This window comes from Streptomyces sp. NPDC044984 (assembly GCF_040646935.1).
Lineage (GTDB): Bacteria > Actinomycetota > Actinomycetes > Streptomycetales > Streptomycetaceae > Streptomyces.
This window is the reverse complement of the sequence record NZ_JBEZBE010000007.1, coordinates 83620-100330: the sequence shown is the minus strand read 5'-3', so window position 1 is coordinate 100330 and position 16711 is coordinate 83620. Positions and strand designations below refer to the sequence as shown.

General features: G+C 73.0%; 16 protein-coding genes and 1 pseudogene. 7 read left to right on the top strand and 10 right to left on the bottom strand.

The features are described from left to right. Positions 1-19: 19 nt before the first annotated feature. Together AB0A94_RS09955 and AB0A94_RS09950 are read right to left on the bottom strand one after the other, a co-directional pair. The gene (locus tag AB0A94_RS09955; protein ID WP_361741587.1) at positions 20-1009 is read right to left on the bottom strand and encodes an NAD(P)-dependent alcohol dehydrogenase; all 990 of its coding nucleotides are present in this window, start codon (positions 1007-1009) and stop codon (positions 20-22) included. A gap of 240 nt (positions 1010-1249) precedes the next feature. Beyond that, positions 1250-1945: a TetR/AcrR family transcriptional regulator C-terminal domain-containing protein gene (locus AB0A94_RS09950; RefSeq protein ID WP_361741584.1), complete on the bottom strand. Its 696-nt coding sequence runs from the start codon at positions 1943-1945 to the stop codon at positions 1250-1252. A gap of 240 nt (positions 1946-2185) precedes the next feature. On the opposite strand from AB0A94_RS09950, the gene AB0A94_RS09945 reads away from it, so the two are divergent. Beyond that, positions 2186-2473, top strand: a complete 288-nt coding sequence (locus AB0A94_RS09945; protein WP_361741581.1) for a zinc-ribbon domain-containing protein — start codon at positions 2186-2188, stop codon at positions 2471-2473. Between the two features lie 12 nt (positions 2474-2485). On the opposite strand, the gene AB0A94_RS09940 is transcribed toward AB0A94_RS09945, so the two are convergent. Both AB0A94_RS09940 and AB0A94_RS09935 read right to left on the bottom strand, forming a co-directional pair. Next, positions 2486-3193 carry a TIGR03943 family protein gene (locus tag AB0A94_RS09940; protein ID WP_361741981.1) on the bottom strand — a complete coding sequence of 236 codons (708 nt, stop codon included), beginning with the start codon at positions 3191-3193 and terminating at the stop codon, positions 2486-2488. A gap of 8 nt (positions 3194-3201) precedes the next feature. Further along, positions 3202-4281, bottom strand: a complete 1080-nt coding sequence (locus AB0A94_RS09935) for a permease (protein WP_361741578.1) — start codon at positions 4279-4281, stop codon at positions 3202-3204. A 192-nt stretch (positions 4282-4473) separates the two neighbouring features. On the opposite strand from AB0A94_RS09935, the gene AB0A94_RS09930 reads away from it, so the two are divergent. Further along, on the top strand, positions 4474-6369 hold the full coding sequence (locus AB0A94_RS09930; protein WP_361741978.1) for an NAD-binding protein: 1896 nt from the start codon (positions 4474-4476) through the stop codon (positions 6367-6369). Positions 6370-6611: 242 nt separating this feature from the next. Here AB0A94_RS09930 and AB0A94_RS09925 read toward each other — a convergent pair whose 3' ends face one another. Beyond that, positions 6612-8459 carry a prolyl oligopeptidase family serine peptidase gene (locus tag AB0A94_RS09925; protein ID WP_361741575.1) on the bottom strand — a complete coding sequence of 616 codons (1848 nt, stop codon included), beginning with the start codon at positions 8457-8459 and terminating at the stop codon, positions 6612-6614. A gap of 157 nt (positions 8460-8616) precedes the next feature. On the opposite strand from AB0A94_RS09925, the gene AB0A94_RS09920 reads away from it, so the two are divergent. Then, entirely contained in the window at positions 8617-9465 is an 849-nt protein-coding gene (locus AB0A94_RS09920) for an SURF1 family protein (protein WP_361741572.1), read from the top strand. A gap of 51 nt (positions 9466-9516) precedes the next feature. On the opposite strand, the gene AB0A94_RS09915 is transcribed toward AB0A94_RS09920, so the two are convergent. The 5 genes from AB0A94_RS09915 to AB0A94_RS09895 form a co-directional block, all read right to left on the bottom strand. Continuing rightward, positions 9517-10746 carry a hypothetical protein gene (locus AB0A94_RS09915; RefSeq protein WP_361741569.1) on the bottom strand — a complete coding sequence of 410 codons (1230 nt, stop codon included), beginning with the start codon at positions 10744-10746 and terminating at the stop codon, positions 9517-9519. After that, complete coding sequence (locus AB0A94_RS09910) at positions 10743-11318, bottom strand: SigE family RNA polymerase sigma factor (protein ID WP_217128295.1); 576 nt, start codon at positions 11316-11318, stop codon at positions 10743-10745. Before AB0A94_RS09910 ends, AB0A94_RS09915 begins: the two co-directional genes overlap by 4 nt. 509 nt (positions 11319-11827) lie before the next feature. After that, positions 11828-12901, bottom strand: a complete 1074-nt coding sequence (locus tag AB0A94_RS09905) for an aspartate-semialdehyde dehydrogenase (RefSeq protein WP_361741566.1) — start codon at positions 12899-12901, stop codon at positions 11828-11830. Continuing rightward, positions 12901-14178, bottom strand: a complete 1278-nt coding sequence (locus tag AB0A94_RS09900) for an aspartate kinase (RefSeq protein WP_149548150.1) — start codon at positions 14176-14178, stop codon at positions 12901-12903. Before AB0A94_RS09900 ends, AB0A94_RS09905 begins: the two co-directional genes overlap by 1 nt. A 183-nt stretch (positions 14179-14361) precedes the next feature. Continuing rightward, complete coding sequence (locus AB0A94_RS09895) at positions 14362-14808, bottom strand: hypothetical protein (RefSeq protein ID WP_361741562.1); 447 nt, start codon at positions 14806-14808, stop codon at positions 14362-14364. Between the two features lie 209 nt (positions 14809-15017). Between AB0A94_RS09895 and AB0A94_RS09890 the strand changes: the two genes are divergently transcribed. The 4 genes and pseudogenes from AB0A94_RS09890 (at position 15018) to AB0A94_RS09875 (ending at position 16701) form a co-directional block, all read left to right on the top strand. Beyond that, complete coding sequence (locus AB0A94_RS09890; protein ID WP_361741559.1) at positions 15018-15248, top strand: hypothetical protein; 231 nt, start codon at positions 15018-15020, stop codon at positions 15246-15248. Then, positions 15170-15541: pseudogene (locus AB0A94_RS09885) on the top strand (ankyrin repeat domain-containing protein); the annotation flags it as partial. The gene AB0A94_RS09890 and the pseudogene AB0A94_RS09885, both read left to right, overlap by 79 nt. Before the next feature lie 32 nt (positions 15542-15573). Then, a complete protein-coding gene (locus AB0A94_RS09880) occupies positions 15574-15870 on the top strand; it encodes an ankyrin repeat domain-containing protein (protein WP_361741974.1) in 297 nt (98 codons plus the stop codon). A 252-nt stretch (positions 15871-16122) separates the two neighbouring features. Then, the gene (locus tag AB0A94_RS09875) at positions 16123-16701 is read left to right on the top strand and encodes a DUF6368 family protein (RefSeq protein ID WP_361741556.1); all 579 of its coding nucleotides are present in this window, start codon (positions 16123-16125) and stop codon (positions 16699-16701) included. Positions 16702-16711 lie beyond the last annotated feature (10 nt).

The window sequence follows — 16711 nt, the reverse complement described above, 5'->3', positions numbered from 1 at the left end:
CGAACCCCCACGGCGGCCGTCACCCCACCGTCAGTACGACCTTGCCGTGGGCGTGTCCTCCTTCCACCAGGCGCACGCCCTCGGCCGCCTGCGCCAGCGGGTACGTCCGGCCGACCACCGGAGTGAGGCGGCCGGACCCGATGAGGGCGGTGACGGCCCGCAGATCCTCCTGGACCGGGCCGGACGGGGCCGCCGGGAGGATCACCCGGAGCCGCTGCCGGACGACCGCGCCGGCCGCGAGCAGCTTCAGCAGCGAGCCCATCGCCCCGAACACGTGGCCGGGTGAGCCGCCGCCGTTGCCCACCAGCGTGCCCGTCGGGGTGAGCGCCCGGCGCAGCCGGCCCAGCGGGTGGTTGCCCACGTTGTCCACGATCACGTCGTAGCGTCCGCGGGCGTCGGTGAAGTCCTCGCGGGCGTAGTCGACGACGTGCGCGGCGCCGAGCGAGCGCACCAGGTCGGCGTTGCGGGCGCTACACACGCCGGTGACCTCCGCGCCGAGGTCCGCGGCGATCTGCACGGCGAACGTGCCCACTCCGCCGCCGGCCCCGTTGACCAGCACCCGCTGTCCCGCCCGTGCCCGGCCCACGGTCCGGACGCCGCGCAGGGCCGTCACCGCCCCCATCGGGACGGCCGCGGCCTGCTCGAAGGTCAGGTGCGCGGGTTTGGGGACCAGGAGGTCCTCGGTGGTGCGCGCGTACTCGGCGAAGGCGCCCGGGCAGAAGCCCAGCACCTCGTCGCCGGGCCGGAGCCCGCGCACGCCGGCGCCGACCGCCTCGACCCGTCCGGCCGCGTCGATCCCGGCCACCCGTGACTTCGGGCGGGTCAGCCCCACGTCCCCGGTCAGCCGGGCCGCGTACGGGTCGCCGCGCATCATGTGCCAGTCGTAGGGGTTGACCGCGGCGGCGTGCACCCGCACCAGTACCTGGCCGGCCCCGGGCTCGGGGCGGTCGATGTCCGTCGGTTCCAGAACGTCCGGCGGGCCGAAGCGGTCCTGGACGATCGCCTTCATCCGGATCTCCCCCTCACAGGTGTACGGCGTACACCCACCATCATGGGTGTACGCCGTACACCTGGCAAGGACCGGGAGGGGTCGGGAAAGGGCTGGGAGGAAACAAGAAGGAACCGGAAGGGACCGGAAGGGACCGGAAGGGACCGGAAAGGGGCCGAGAGGAGACAAGAAGGGACCGGAAGGGGATCGAGAAGGGGCCGGGAAGGGCCGGGGCGGAAACCGGGCCGGGGGCCGTCCGGGTCAGCGCAGCAGCCGGGCCAGGCCGTCCAGCGTCAGATCCAGGGCGAACTCGAACTCGTACTGGTCGTCGCAGCCGGAGCCGACGACGGACTCCTCGTCGTGGGCGACCGCCCTGGCCAGTTCGGTGATGTGGGGGTAGCGCGCGGCCATCTCCTCGGGCGGCGGCGCGTCCGGGTCCGGCTCGCGGCCGGGGCCGTCGACGAACAGCTCCTGGGAGAAGCCCAGCAGCCGGCTGCCCATGACGTGCATCGCGTGATGGACCAGGTCGAGCGGGAAGCCCCCGGCCCGGAAGACGCCGATCATCGAGTCCAGGTACGCCAGCACCGCGGGGGTCGGCGCGGCCCGCGCCTTCATCCGCGCCTCGATGACCCCGGGCGCCCACGGGTGGCGCAGCAGCATGCGACGGGCGGACAGCACCCGCAGCCGGACGGCGGTCTTCCAGTCGGTGTCCTCGACCGGCGGGTCGATCTCCTCGACGAGGACGTCGATCATGCCGTCCAGCAGCTCGTTCTTGTTGGCCACGTGCTTGTACAGCGCCATGGGGACGACGCCGAGCACCTGCGCCAGGTTCCGCATGCTGAGCGCGTCGGCCCCGCCCTCGTCGGCCAGGGCGACGGCGGCGGCCAGCACCCGCGCCCGGCTCAGGGGGGTGCGGGTCCGGTGGACGGCGTCGGCCTGCCCGCTGATCTCCACCATCCCCTTCCAGCCCCGGGTGTACGGCGTCCACCCTAGGCGTCCGCGCCCGTGCCCGCCTCGTCGGGGGCCGCTGCGACTGCCGCGTGCCGACGCGCCCGCATCGCCGCGGTCCAGCGTGTCGGCACCGGGCCTGGTGCGCTTGTGCGGGGTGCGGCAGTGTGGTGGCCGGTCACGTTGCCGACCACGCTCACCGTCTGGTGTGGTGGTTCGGGGGGCCGAGGCCCGGGAAGGATCGACGACATGATCATTTTTGGTACCAAGGGGTATCTGCATCAGCTCGCGATACTGACGCTGGTGTGCGCGCAGTGCGGGAATCCCGCCGCGCACACGCTCAGGAAGCGGGTCACCAAGTTCACCCTGTTCTTCGTGCCGCTGTTCCCGGTCTCGACGAAGTACGCGACGCAGTGCACCTTCTGCGGCGCGGAGCAGAAGGTGACCGCGGAACAGGCCGAGCAGCTCCAGGCGCAGGCGGTCGGCGGCGGACAGGGGTACGGGCAGCAGTCGCAGCAGCAGCCCTACCAGTCGTAGCCGGCCGCGGCCCTAGCCGCTCCACGCCTCGTCGTACGGGTCCTGCGGGACCGAGACCGGTTCGGCGCGGGTGACCTCGAAGTACGGGACCGGTCCGCCGTTGACGGGGTCCTCCGTACGACGCGGGGTGTAGCGGCCGGTGACCTCCAGCCAGGTGTCCGGCTGCAGGACCGGGGGGATCGCGCCGGTGAGGGCGATCTTGACCGGCTGGGCGTCGGCGGCACAGCAGTCGAGGCCCATGCGGACCAGGTACGGGGTGCCGGTGCCGTCCAAGGCCACGAAACCGGTGATGCCGATGGGGCGGTCGCGCAGGTGACGGCCCCGGTCGTAGACGGCGCGGGCCGCGTACTCCCCGACTCCCAGGCGCAGGGGTCCCCGCTCGGGCAGCTCCGGGTAGCCGAGGGGTTCCCGCAGGGCCGTACCGGTGTGGGTGGCGCTGTAGGAGCCGAGGGCGGGCGGGGCGACCAGGATCAGGGCGAGGAGGGGGAGGGTGAGGAGCCAGGAGACACGGGGTTCCCGGTGCGGCTCCCCCGGGTGCGGCCCGCGGCGCCACGCGTACCGGACCGTCGCCGCCGCCGTCGCGATCAGCACCGCGCCCGACAGCAGGAGCAGCGGGCGCAGGCCCGCCTTGACGTACCGCAGGTGGAGGTCGGTCAGGCCGGCGTGCAGCACGGTCGCGCCCAGGAGGAACAGCAGGGCCGCCTGGGCCTGGTGGTTCAGGGCCGGCTTCACAGCAGCACCGCTCCCGTCAGGGCCGAGACGACCACCACCAGGGCGAAGGTCGCGGGGGCGAAGCGCAGGGCGAAGGCCCGGCCGAACGTGCCCGCCTGCATCGCGAAGAGCTTCAGGTCGACCATCGGTCCCACGACCAGGAAGGCCAGCCGGGCCGTCAGCGAGAACTGGGTGAGCGACGCCGCCACGAACGCGTCCGCCTCCGAGCAGATCGACAGCAGCACCGCCAGGACGGCCAGCACCAGCACCGACAGCACCGGGCTGCCGGCCGCCGCGCGCAGCCACTCCGCGGGGACCACCGCCTTCAGCGTGGCCGCCGCCATCGCGCCGACCACCAGGAAACCGCCCGCGTGCATCACGTCGTGCCGTACCGAGTCCCAGAACGCCGCGCCCCGGCTCCGCCCGTCGTACGACGAACGGGAGGGCGGGCGCAGCCAGTCGGTGCGGCCGAGGCGCTGCCACAGCCAGCCCATCGCGCACGCCACCAGCAGGCTCGCGACGAAACGGGCCAGGACCATTTCCGGGTCGCCCGGGAAGGCGACCGCCGTCGCCGTCAGCACGACCGGGTTGATCGCGGGGGCGGAGAGCAGGAACGCCAGGGCGGCCGCCGGCGCCACTCCCCTGCGCACCAGCGCGCCCGCCACCGGCACGGACGCGCACTCGCAGCCCGGCAGCACCGCCCCCGCCGCGCCCGCGACGGGTACGGCCAGCGCGGGGCGTCCCGGCAGGGCGCGGGCGAAGAACGACGGCGGGACGAACACCGCGATCGCCGCCGACAGCAGGACGCCGAGCACCAGGAAGGGGAGGGCCTGGAGGACCACCGCCACGAACACCGTCATCCAGCTCTGCATCACCGGCGCGGCCAGGGCGCGGCGGACGGGGCCCTGGAACATCATCGCCGTGAGGAGGACGAGGGTGAGGAGGAGGGGGGAGGTGAGGTGGCGGGACGCCTCGTCGTGCGTCTTCTCCTCGTCGTGCGTCTTCCTCTCGTCCTGCGCCTTCTCCTCGCACGCCTTCTCCTCCCGGCCGTCGTCGGGTTCGGCGGTGCCGCGCGGGGGCGGTTTCGTGGTGGCCACGGGCCGGGTGCACCTCCGGTGGATGCGCGCGCGAGAGGGCGGGGCCGCGCTCGGGTCCCTCCCCCTTGGTACGGAGGGCGGGGCGCGGCCGTTCAGAGGCGGCCTGGAACCACCCGTCACGATGAGGCAGTCTCTTCACCCGTGGTGAGCCTCCTTCCCAACCCGTCCCTGCCCGGCGATCCGTCGGCGCACATGGTGGTGTGCGGCGACGACGGGCTCGCGCACCGGCTCGCCGCCGAACTGCGCGGTGTGTACCGCGAGCAGGTGACCCTCGTCGTGCCGCCGACCGGACGCAGCGGCCGGCAGCCGGTGGTGGGACGGGCCCGCGCGGCCTCCGCCGCCCTGCTCGACCGGGTCGTGACCGCCGTCAACCGGGGCAACAGCGGGTCCGGTGGGTCCGGTGGGTCCGGTGGGTCCGACGACACCCTGGCGCCCGGTGAACGGGTCGTGGAGGCCGCCGAGCCGACCGAGGCCGTGCTCGCCGAGGTCGGGGTGGAACGTGCCGCCGCGCTGGCGCTGGTGTACGACGACGACGAGACCAACATCCGTGCCGCCCTGACCGCCCGCCGGCTCAACCCCCGGCTGCGGCTCGTCCTCCGGCTCTACAACCGGCGGCTGGGCCAGCACATCGAGGAACTCCTCGATCAGGCAGCCGCGTTGGCGGGCGGTGGCGGCGCGCCGGAACGCGGCGGGGCCGACATCGCCACGACCGTGCTGTCCGACGCCGACACCACCGCGCCCGCGCTGGTCGCCACCGCGCTCGTCGGCACCAGCAAGGTCGTCGACGCGGAGGGGCTGCTGCTGCGGGCGGTGGAGCGCCGTCCTCCGGGACCGGGCGAGGTGGCCGACCCGGGGCTGTGCACCCTCGCGCTGCTCTCCGCGACCAGCAACGACCCCGCCGGGGACGAGGGTGCGGAGGACAGCGGCGAGCAGGGCCCGCAACTGCTGCCCGACGCGGCGGCGGTGGCGGCGGCGACCGGGCGGGGGACGGTGGTGCTGGAGCAACTGTCCTACTCCGGGCCCTCGTTGTCGTCCGGGCGGGGCGGTCCGCCGTTCGCCTCGCTGTTCTCGCGGCGGTTGCGGTGGTCGCTGGCGGGACTGGTGGCGGCCACGGTCGCGCTCGCGGTCGCCCTGGCGCTGGTGACGGACGACGATCCGCTGCACGCCACGTACGTCACGCTGCTCGACCTGTTCGCGATCAACGAGCCCGCGCACCACGAGTCCACCGGCCGGCAGGTGCTCCAACTGTTGTCCGGAGTGGTGGGGTTGCTGTTGCTGCCGGTGCTGCTGGCGGCGGTGCTGGAGGCGCTGGGGACGTTCCGCACGGCGTCGGCGCTGCGGAAGCCGCCGCGCGGACTGAGCGGGCACGTCGTGCTGCTCGGACTGGGCAAGATCGGGACCCGGGTGCTCACGCGCCTGCGGGAGCTGCACATTCCGGTGGTGTGCGTCGAGGCCGATCCGGAGGCGCGGGGGATGGCCGTGGCGCGACGCCTACGGGTGCCGGTGGTGCTGGGGGACGTCACGCAGGAGGGGGTGCTGGAGTCCGCGAAGATCCACCGTGCGGACGCGCTGCTGGCACTGACCAGTGCGGATACGACGAACCTGGAGGCGGTGCTGTACGCGCGGTCCGTACGGCCCGATCTGCGGGTGGTGCTGCGGCTGTACGACGACGACTTCGCGAAGGCCGTGTACCGGACGCTGCGGACCGCGCATCCCTCGGCGCTGACGCGGAGCCGGAGCGTCTCCCATCTGGCCGCGCCCGCGTTCGCCGGGGCGATGATGGGGCGGCAGATCCTGGGGGCGATCCCGGTGGAGCGGCGGGTGCTGCTGTTCGCGGCGGTCGTCGTGGGCGGGTACGCGCAGTTGGAGGGGCGGACGGTGGGGGAGGCGTTCCGGGCGGGGGCCTGGCGGGTGCTGGCGCTGGACACGGCGGGGTCCGCATCCGGCGGGGAGGGAGTGCCCGGGTCCGGGCTGGTGTGGGACCTCCCTGACACGTATGTGCTGCGTGCCGAGGACCGGGTGGTGCTGGCCGCCACCCGGCGGGGACTGGCGGAGTTGCTGGGGCGGCGGGCGCGGAGCGCGACGTGACGCTTGCCGCCGGGCGGGGGTGGGTTTCACTTGCCCGCGCTCGCGGGGTGCACGAAGCTGCCGCCGGGCGGGGGTGGGCTTCACTTGCCCGCGCTCGCGGGGTGCCTCCCCCACTCTCGACTTCGCTCGAGCGGGAGGTACCCCCACCGCCCACCCGTGCCGCCCTGGGGGTACCTCCCAGGCCCTTCAGGCACTGGGGGAGGCACGACTGCCCGCAACTACGCGGGCACGGCTGCCCGCGGTTACGCGGGCAGGTGTTTGGCTGCGAAGGCGAGTTCCAGGCGGACCTGCTTGATGCGTTCGTCGACCACCAGGGAGCCGTGGCCCGCGTCGTAGCGGTAGACCTCGTGGACCGCGTCGCGGGACTCCAGGCGTTTGACGTAGTTCTCGATCTGCTGGATGGGGCAGCGGGGGTCGTTGACGCCCGCCGAGATGTAGACCGGGGTCCTGACCTGGTCGACGTAGGTGATCGGGGAGGACGCCTCGAAGCGGTCGGGGACCTCCTCCGGGGTGCCGCCGAGCAGCGTGCGGTCCATCGCCTTCAGCGCTTCCATCTCGTCGTGGTACGCCGTGACGTAGTCGGCGACCGGAACCGCCGCGATGCCCACCGCCCACGCGTCGGGCTGCGTGCCGATGCCGAGCAGGGTGAGGTAACCGCCCCAGGAGCCGCCGGTGAGGACCAGCCGGGCCGGGTCGGCGAGTCCGGAGGTGATCGCCCACTCCCGCACCGCCGCGATGTCCTCCAGCTCGATCAGGCCCACCCGGTGCTTCAGCGCGTCGGTCCAGGCGCGGCCGTAGCCCGTGGAGCCCCGGTAGTTGACGCGGACCACCGCGTAGCCGTGGTCGACCCAGGCGGCCGGGCCGGCCGCGAAGGAGTCGCTGTCGTGCCAGGTGGGGCCGCCGTGGATGTCGAAGACCGTGGGGAGGGGTCCGGTCGCGCCGGCCGGCTTCTGGACGAGGGCGTGGATACGGCCGCCGGGCCCCTCCACCCACACGTCCTCCACCGGCACCGACCCGGGCGACTTCATTCCGGGCGGGTCGAGGACCACGTCGCCCGTCGTGGAGCGCACCGCCGGCGGTTGGGCCGCCGACGACCACAGGTACTCCACGCTGCCGTCGGGCCGGACCGTCGCGCCCGAGACCGCGCCGCGCGGGGTGGGGATCTTCTCCAGTCGGCGCTCGGCCAGGTCGTAGCGGAACAGCTCGCCGCGGGCCTCGAAGCCGTGCACGATGAGCAGCCCCGTGCCGTCCGGGTACCACTCGGCGCTCACGTCGCCCGGCAGCTCCAGCGCGAGGTCGCTCTCCTCCCCCGTCGCCACGTCCCACACCAGGGGCTCCCAGCGTCCGCGCCGCTGGTGTCCGACGAGCAGCCGGGTGTCGCCCGGCACCGGCGCGAAGCCCAGCACCTCCAGGCCCAGCTCCCGGGTGCCGCCCTCGGTGTCGTCGAGCTCGGCGACCGTCGTGCCGTCGGGCCGCAGCACCCGCAGCGCGGAGTGCATCGCGTCACCGTGCTCGGTGTGCTCCACGGCGATCAGCGAACCGTCGTGGGAGAGGTCGCCGACGCCCGCCGACTCGCGGTGCCGGTAGATCTCCACGGGCGCCTCGCCCGTGCGGGCCAGGTGGATCGTCGTACCGTCCTCGTCCGTGGAACGGCCCACGACCGCCGTACGGCCGTCCCGGCCCAGCGCGAGTCCCGCCGGGTACGAAGGGTCGAGGCCCGGTGCCGCGAGTTCGTCCTCGCCGCCCGGGAACCGCTGCCGGCGCCACACGCCGAACTCGTCGCCGTCCTTGTCGTCGAACCACCAGATCCACTCGCCGTCCGGCGAGAGCACGCCGTCCGTCGTGCCGTTGGGCCGGTCCGTCACCTGCCGCTGCTCGCCCGTCGCCCGGTCCCAGGCGTACAGCTCGTACGTCCCCGTCGCGTTCGACACGAACAGGGAGCGGTCGGGGGCGTCCTCCGCCCAGTCGGGCAGGGACACCCGGGGTGCCCGGAAGCGCTTCTCCCAGTCGGGCATGCCCGCGCCCTGTTCCACTCGCTCGGTCTGGTGGTCCGCCCGGTCCGGCGCGTCGGACCCGTTGCTCTCAGTCATGACCCCATACTGCCCGTCCCGGGGGGCATCGCGCCGCCGAGGTCCCCAGGCTGTGGACAACTTCTTCCCGATCTTTCACCACCCCCTCGTGGGGACGGCCCGCCGCACGGCCACCCCGCGGGCCGGGAACCACCCGCGGGCCCGTACCGTTGAGGGCGTGTACCGGTTTCTGCTGACACCCCGCTGGTGGGGGATCAACGTCTTCCTGCTGCTCTCCATCCCCTTCTGCGTCTTCATGGGGTCCTGGCAGCTGGGCCGGTTCGAGGACCGGGTGGACAGCCACCGCGACGCCGAGGCACGGATCGCCACGGACAAGCGGGAGGCGGCCAGGCCCCTGGACGACCTGCTGCCCGTGACCAAGGCCACCTCCGGCAAGCAGGCCACCGCGAGCGGCCGGTACGACACCCAGTTGCTGGTGCCCGACCGCACGCTGGACGACAAGGACGGCTACTACGTCCTGGCCCTGCTGCGCACCGACACCGGCCGGGCGCTGCCCGTCGTCCGGGGCTGGCTGCCCGGCACCCCCGATCCGGCCGAGGTGCCCGCGGCGCCCACCGGTGAGGTCACCGTCACCGGTGCGCTCCAGGCGTCCGAGACCCCGGGCAGCAACGGCGTCAGCGCCCGCGGCGGCCTGCCGCAGGGGCAGACGGCGGCGATCAGCTCGGCGTCGCTGGTGAACCTCGTGGAGTACGACGTGTACGACGCCTGGATCACGCTCAACCGCGGCGACTCGGGGATGCGGGCGGTTCCGGCGACCGCGCCGGGCGGCACCGGACTGGACCTGAAGGCGTTCCAGAACCTCGGCTACACCGCCGAGTGGTTCGCCTTCGTCGGCTTCGTGATCTTCATGTGGTTCCGGCTGTTCCGCCGCGAGCTGGAGTTCGTCCGCGACGCGGAACTGGGCCTGGTCCCCGACGAGGACGGGACCGACGGGAACGGGACCGACGGGACCGGGACCGGAAACGGGGAGCGGGAACCGGAGCGGTCGAGTCCGTCAGCGGTCTGACGACGACGGACCGGGTCAGCGGCCTGACGACGGACCCGAGGGCCGCCCCCGTCACACCGTCGTCAGCAGCCCCGTGTAGTACACCGTGCCCGCGCACGCGTTGCTCACCGTCGTGGTGGCCGAACCCGAACCCGTGGCCGGCGTGTACGTCACCGCGACGCTGCCCTCCACCGTGCCGTCCTCCCTGACCAGCTGGGTGGCCGTGCCGCTGTCGGTGCCCGTGGACACCCCGGTCGTCGTGGTCGGGTCGTCGGTCGGTACCGGATCGGGCGAGGGACCGCCGGTGCCGCCACCGGTGCCGGTGCCACCGCCGGTGCTGTCGCCCGGATCCGTGCAGGGCTCGGAGGGCACCCAGGCGAACTTCACCTCGTACGCCGCACCCGGCTTGAGCACCAGCCGGACGGCCTCCAGGGAGGGGTCGGGCAGCCCGGCCGCCGCGTCCCCCGCCACGTGCGGCGCCGAACCCACCTTGGCGGTGTCGGCGGCGCCCTGCGGGATCGCGCTCACGGAGCCGGCGCCCTCGACGGTACAGCTCGCGGTGGAGACGTTGACGACCCGGAAGGAGCCGTAGACCGCGCCCGTGGATTCGGGGGCGGCGCTGGACGCGGCCGCCGGGCCGAGCTGGGCGGCGGTACAGGCGGGTACCCCGGCCGCGGTGCTGGACGAGGGGTCGGCGCCCTCCGTCGTACCCGCACTGGAGCCGGTGGACGAGCCGCCCTTCTCCTTGTCCTTCTTGTCGCCCTTGTCGGTCCCCTCGACCTGGTCCGAGGTGCCGCCCGCGGTGCTCTCCCCGCCCTTCGGGTCCTTGCCCTGGCCGGTGCCGCCCTGCGCCTGCGCGGCGTGGCCGACGGCGGAGGGGTCGGCGTCGGAGCCGGTGACGCCGGAGACGTGGACGAGGGCGGGGACCGCGGTGCCGAGGAAGAGGGCGGCCGCGGCCGCGCCGACGAGGGCCTGGCGTTTGCGGGCACGGCGGGCGGGGACGGCCCGGCGCAGATAGTCCAGGGTGCCGTCGCCCGGCTCCACCTCCCGCACCGCCTGCCGCATCAGGGTGCGCAGTGCCAGCTCGTCCGCGTCGAACTCCTTGGAGCCCTGTTCGTCCAGGCCGTCGTTCACAGTTCCGTTCCCAGCGTGCGTGTGCTTCGGTTCGTGCTCGTCGCCGGATTCCCGTACGTCCTCGGGCGCGGGCACGCCCTCGGACTCCCGCGCGGCGCCGGACGGGCGGGAGGTCTCCCGGACCTCGGGCCCGTCCTCCTCGCGCCGCGCGTCCTTGCCGTCGCTCATGCCGGCGCCTCCATGGCCAGCCGCAGCGCCGCGATACCGCGTGAGCCGTACGCCTTCACCGAGCCCAGCGAGATGCCGAGGGTCTCGGCGACCTGCGCCTCGGTCATGTCCGCGAAGTAGCGCAGCACCAGCACCTCGCGCTGGCGGCGCTGAAGGCCCTTCATCGCCTTGATGAGGGAGTCGCGCTCCAGCTGGTCGTAGGCGCCCTCCTCCGCGCTCGCCATGTCGGGCATGGGCTTGGAGAGCAGCTTGAGGCCGAGGATGCGGCGGCGCAGCGCGGAGCGGGACAGGTTGACGACCGTCTGACGCAGGTAGGCCAGGGTCTTCTCCGGGTCCCGGACGCGTTTGCGGGCGGAGTGGACGCGGATGAACGCCTCCTGCACGACGTCCTCGCAGGAGGCGGTGTCGTCGAGGAGGAGCGCCGCGAGGCCCAGCAGCGAGCGGTAGTGCGCGCGGTAGGTCTCGGTGAGGTGGTCGACGGTGGTGCCGGCCGCCACGACGTCGTCGGCGCCGTCACGCTGACCGGGAATGCGGGCGGGGCGCGCTGCGGGCATGGGCGCGATCACCGGCATGCCGCCGCCGGACGCGCCGGACATGCGGGGTCGGCGAGCCGGGCGGGGCGGCCGGAGGGCCGTGCCGCGCGGCGCTGTGAAGTCGAGTACCTCAGCCACGCCAGTTGGACACGCTTCCCCTCGCAAGGGTTGTACGCGCCGGGCGTCACTTTCGCGGCGGCCGGTGCGGCCGGCCGCCCGCCCGCGTCAGGCAGCACCACCGACAGCACATCAAATGCCCTCATGCGTCCCGCTCTTCCCCTGTATTCCATATGAACGGGCGTCCCCACGCCCGGTTCCGGACGTCCCCACGTCCGGAAAGCAGCGCCCAGTGCCCCCGGTAGGGGGTGACCGCAAAGACGCTCCCCGCCCTCCGCTCGGTTGCGGATGACGGGGAGGTGAATCCTCGTACACGCCTGGCGCAATCCTCCGTTGCCGGAACTGCCTGATCAAGTGGCCAGGGCCGGAAATCCGGCACGCACAGGACTTACACAGATCCTACAAACGAATGCTGTGCGATCCAGAACTTTTCACCGCTCAACCGCCACGAGTTCGGCGATCTGCGCGGTGTTGAGCGCCGCTCCCTTGCGCAGGTTGTCCCCGCACACGAAGAGCTCCAGCGCGGTGGGGTCGTCCAGAGCCCGCCGTACCCGCCCGACCCAGGTCGGATCGGTGCCGACGACGTCCGCGGGGGTGGGGAACTCCCCCGCGGCCGGGTTGTCGAACAGGACCACTCCGGGCGCCGTGGCGAGGATCTCGCGCGCCTTGTCGACGGTGACCTCGCCCTCGAAGCGGGCGTGCACGGTGAGGGAGTGCGTGGTGACCACCGGGACGCGTACGCAGGTGACCGCCACGGGCAGGGAGGGCAGACCGAGGATCTTGCGGGACTCGTCCCGCACCTTCATCTCCTCCGAGGACCAGCCGTCCTCCCGCAGCGATCCGGCCCACGGTACGACGTTCAGCGCGACCGGCTCCGGGAACGGCCCGGTGTTGTCCCCCACGGCCCGCCGTACGTCACCGGGGCTGGTCCCCAGCTCCGTGCCGGCCACCAGCGACAGCTGTTCGCGCAGCGTCCGCACGCCCGCGTGCCCGGCGCCGCTGACCGCCTGGTACGACGAGACGACCAGCTCGCGCAGGCCGAACTCGGCGTGCAGCGCGCCCAGCGCGACGATCATCGACAGGGTGGTGCAGTTCGGGTTGGCGACGATCCCGCGCGGGCGCCTCCGCACGGCGTGCGGGTTGACCTCGGGGACGACGAGCGGCACGTCCGGGTCCATGCGGAACGCGCCCGAGTTGTCGACCACCACCGCGCCCCGCGCGGCGGCGACGGGCGCCCACCGCTCGGCGACCTCGTCGGGCACGTCGAACATCGCGACGTCGACCCCGTCGAAGGCCTCCTCGGTGAGCGCCACGACCTCGGTCTCCTCGCCGCGCACGGCCAGCTTGCGGCCGGCCGAGCGCGGGGAGGCGATCAGTCGGATCTCGCCCCAGACGTCCGCCCGCTGGGACAGGATCTGGAGCATGACCGTGCCGACGGCCCCGGTCGCTCCCACGACCGCGAGCGTCGGCCGCCCGGAACGTCCGGGTCGTACGGACTCGGCCATCAGCGGCCGGTGCCTCCGTAGACCACGGCCTCGTCGCTGTCGGAGTCGAGACCGAACGCGGAGTGCACGGCGCGCACGGCCTCCGGCACGTCGTCCTTGCGGGTGACGACCGAGATGCGGATCTCGGAGGTCGAGATCAGCTCGATGTTCACCCCGGCGTCGCTGAGCGCCGTGAAGAAGTCGGCGGTGACGCCCGGGTTGGTCTTCATACCGGCGCCGACCAGGGAGATCTTGCCGATCTGGTCGTCGTAGCGCAGGGAGTCGAAGCCGATGGCGCCCTTGTTCTTCTCCAGCGCGTCGATGGCCTTGCGGCCCTCGGTCTTCGGCAGGGTGAAGGAGATGTCCGTCAGGCCCGTGGAGGCGGCGGACACGTTCTGCACGACCATGTCGATGTTGATCTCGGCATCGGCGATCGTGCGGAAGATCGAGGCGGCCTCGCCGGGCTTGTCCGGCACGCCGACGACCGTGACCTTGGCCTCGGAGGTGTCGTGCGCGACACCGGAGATGAGAGCCTGCTCCACCTGCTTGTCCCCTTGCTTCATCGGCTCGCTGCTGACCCACGTGCCCTGCAGTCCGCTGAAGGACGAGCGGACGTGGATCGGGATGTTGTACCGGCGGGCGTACTCCACACAGCGGTGGAGCAGCACCTTGGACCCGGAGGCCGCGAGCTCGAGCATGTCCTCGAACGCGATCCAGTCGATCTTCCGGGCCTTCTTCACCACGCGCGGGTCGGCGGTGAACACGCCGTCCACGTCGGTGTAGATCTCGCACACCTCGGCGTCGAGCGCGGCGGCGAGGGCGACGGCGGTGGTGTCGGAGCCGCCGCGGCCGAGCGTGGTGATGTCCTTGGTGTCCTGGCTGACGCCCTGGAAACCGGCGACGATGGCGATGTTGCCCTCGTCCACCGAGGCCTTGATCCGGCCCGGCGTGACATCGATGATGCGGGCTTTGTTGTGGACCGAGTCGGTGATGACACCTGCCTGGCTGCCGGTGAAGCTCTGGGCGTTGTGGCCCAGGTTTTTGATCGCCATGGCCAGCAGGGCCATGGAGATCCGCTCTCCGGCGGTCAGCAGCATGTCGAGCTCGCGCCCGGCAGGGATCGGGGAAACCTGCTCGGCGAGATCGATCAGCTCGTCCGTCGTGTCGCCCATCGCGGAAACCACGGCGACCACCTGGTGGCCGTTCTTCTTGGCTTCCACGATCCTCTTGGCGACGCGCTTGATGCCCTCGGCATCGGCTACGGAGGAGCCTCCGTACTTCTGCACGACAAGGCCCACGTGCGCTCCTCGCTCAGTCCGTCGTTTTCCACAGTCCGCCCACATATGTGTGCGCTGCGGTCGGCTCAGTCTATCGAGCGCCCGAAAAACCCCTCCGCGATATCGCATGGTGAGACTCCCCGGCGCCCGTGCAGGGGGCTCATGCCCCATCCCAACGCGGACCACTCGGAAAAGCGACCCGCGTCACATGCGCGCCGCTGTCCCCGGCTCGGCGCGCCGTCTGGAAGGGGGTTCTCCGGGGCCGCAGGCGGCTTGGACCGCGGCGTCACGGCGTCGGTGGGCCTCGTGGAGGAGGCCGATCAGCCCGTCGAGAAGGCAGGTGTCATGGTGGTCGAACGTGGGACGCCCCATCTCGACGGCGTCGTCGAGCCGGCCCTGGCGGGCCAGTAGCTCGGTCAAGGGCCACCGGAAGGGGGCCGGGTACTCGTCGGAGCCGAGGAACTCACGCAGGACGGCCTCGGCCTCCCCGGTTCTCCCTCTGTCCTCGAGCGCCCGGGCGTAGGGGCGGAGAGTGGCGTGTGCGTGCTTTCCGGTGCCCAGTTCACGCAGGTCCTCGATGCGTCCTCGGCGCCGGAGGAGTTCGGCGCAGGCGGTGAGGGCGCTCTGGACCAGGAAACGGTCTGCGGCCATGTCCGCTCCGGGAACGCGAACGGCTTCGTCGGCGCGGCCCGCACGTTCGAGGACCCGGGCCTGAGGTTCCCGCGCGTTCCTGGCGGCATCGTGCCACCGGCCCTCGGCACGGGCGTTTCCGGCCCGCCGCGCCGGCGGAGCGACCAGTTCCAGCACCCGCTCGTCGCGGTCCCGTCCCTCGGTTCCGCGGCGTCCCGTACGGTCGGCCCGTGATGATCGAATCGGGCGGGCCGCGCAGGCTCGGCGTACCGGCGTCCGAGGCGCGGTTGCGTTTCGAGGCGGAGCGGCGGGAGACCGGGGGCGGGCCGGGCCGCAGGCTGCTCGTGGTCGACGGGGAGCCCGCCTTCGAGCTCAGCTCCTGGTGCGGAACGTGCCCGTTCCTGTTCCGCCGGCTGGAGACGTGCGGCGCTGGGCGCCGGTGCCGCATGATCGGCCCGTGACGGAGCCCGCGGAGAGAGCGGACGAACTGCCGCAGGCGGCGAAGGACGGCGACCCGGCGCTGGTGACACGGCTGCTGGAGGCGGGCGCCGGCGTGGACGCGATCGGCCGGGAGGGACGGACCGCGCTGGACCTGGCGGTGCAGGAGGGGCACGCGGGGGTGGTCCGGTTGCTGCTCGCCGCGGGTGCCGACACCGGGGGGAACGCGGGGCCGTACCACGAGCTGACGCCCATGATCGCGGCGGTGATGTCCGACCGCGCGGCGGTCGTGGAGGTGCTGATCGACGCCGGGGTGTCCCTGGGGGCTCAGGCGGTCCGGACCCCCTACTGCCCCTGTCGCTCGCGGCGTCCCTCGGGCACACGGGGGTCATGGGGCTGCTGCTGGACCGCGGGGCGGACATCGAGGACCGGGACTTCAAGGGCCGGTCACCTCTGGAGTGGGCGGCCGCGTACGGGGAGGCGGAGGCGGTGCGCCTGCTGCTCGACCGCGGTGCCGAGCCCACGGCGAGGGCGCTGACCGGCGCGCGCAAGAACGTGGGGTGGCGTCCGGAACGGTCCGGGGACCACGCACGCGTCCTCGACGCCCTGCGTGCCGCCGGGGCCGTCGGCTCCGAAGGGCGGTGAACCACTGGTCCCGTTGCTCCACACCCCGCTCAGGCAGCGCCCCACCGTTCGGTCGCCGTACTCGATCGTCACCCTGATCCCGGTCCCGAGAGCCTCCGCGTACGCGCGCACGGCCTCCAGGTCGTGGGTCCCTCCCCGCTCGATCCGGGGGACCCGGACCAGGCCGTGTCTCACAGGTGCTCGACCGGTTGCCGTCCCGACCTGGTAGAACCGGGTCCGGACGGCACGGGGAGACGAATCCTCGGGGGCGGCGTGTCGGGACCGGTGGTCGGGCTGTGGCTCTTCGAACGGCGCGAGTTCGGGGACGTCCTGGCCGATGTGGCCCCGTGGCTGGAAGGCTTCTGCGAGCCGGTCGGGACCAAGGGCGGCAGCGACCTGGACTTCTGGGTGCGAGACGGTTCGGTCATGGGTCTGCCCGCGTCGGATCCCACCGGCGTCGGTGTGTTCTTCCTGTCGGAGGACGAGGAGATACCGGCGGACGACGAGGACTACTCGGCCTTCTCCCGGCCACCGGTACAAGGGCTGGTGCTCGGCTCCGGCTGCTCGGGCCCGGCGAACCACCGGATGCTCGGCCACCTGGCACTCGCGCTCGCCGAACGCCTCGACGCGTTGATCGACTTCGACGGCGTCCTGGGCTACCCCACCCCGCGCGATGAGACGTGCGACGAGGACGACCTCACCCGGGCGAGGGCACTTGCGACATCCCTGCCGGGGAGGGTGGCGGAGGTCTCCTACGACACCGGGGGCGGTGGTCGGTGGTTCCGGCACGTCGGTGACGTGGAGTTCCTGGCGGCCTGGCTGCGGCATCCGGGTTTTCACCTGGTCAAGTAGCGCCCGACAC

Excerpts from the sequence above, each read along its gene's own strand:
- AB0A94_RS09955 (WP_361741587.1), bottom strand. The coding sequence starts at position 1,009 with ATGAAGGCGATCGTCCAGGACCGCTTCGGCCCGCCGGACGTTCTGGAA.
- AB0A94_RS09895 (WP_361741562.1), bottom strand. The coding sequence starts at position 14,808 with ATGGCCGCAGACCGTTTCCTGGTCCAGAGCGCCCTCACCGCCTGCGCC.
- AB0A94_RS09910 (WP_217128295.1), bottom strand. The coding sequence starts at position 11,318 with ATGCCGGTGATCGCGCCCATGCCCGCAGCGCGCCCCGCCCGCATTCCC.
- AB0A94_RS09905 (WP_361741566.1), bottom strand. The coding sequence starts at position 12,901 with ATGGCCGAGTCCGTACGACCCGGACGTTCCGGGCGGCCGACGCTCGCG.
- AB0A94_RS09950 (WP_361741584.1), bottom strand. The coding sequence starts at position 1,945 with ATGGTGGAGATCAGCGGGCAGGCCGACGCCGTCCACCGGACCCGCACC.
- AB0A94_RS09930 (WP_361741978.1), top strand. The coding sequence starts at position 4,474 with ATGGTGGTGTGCGGCGACGACGGGCTCGCGCACCGGCTCGCCGCCGAA.
- AB0A94_RS09945 (WP_361741581.1), top strand. The coding sequence starts at position 2,186 with ATGATCATTTTTGGTACCAAGGGGTATCTGCATCAGCTCGCGATACTG.
- AB0A94_RS09925 (WP_361741575.1), bottom strand. The coding sequence starts at position 8,459 with ATGACTGAGAGCAACGGGTCCGACGCGCCGGACCGGGCGGACCACCAG.
- AB0A94_RS09915 (WP_361741569.1), bottom strand. The coding sequence starts at position 10,746 with ATGAGCGACGGCAAGGACGCGCGGCGCGAGGAGGACGGGCCCGAGGTC.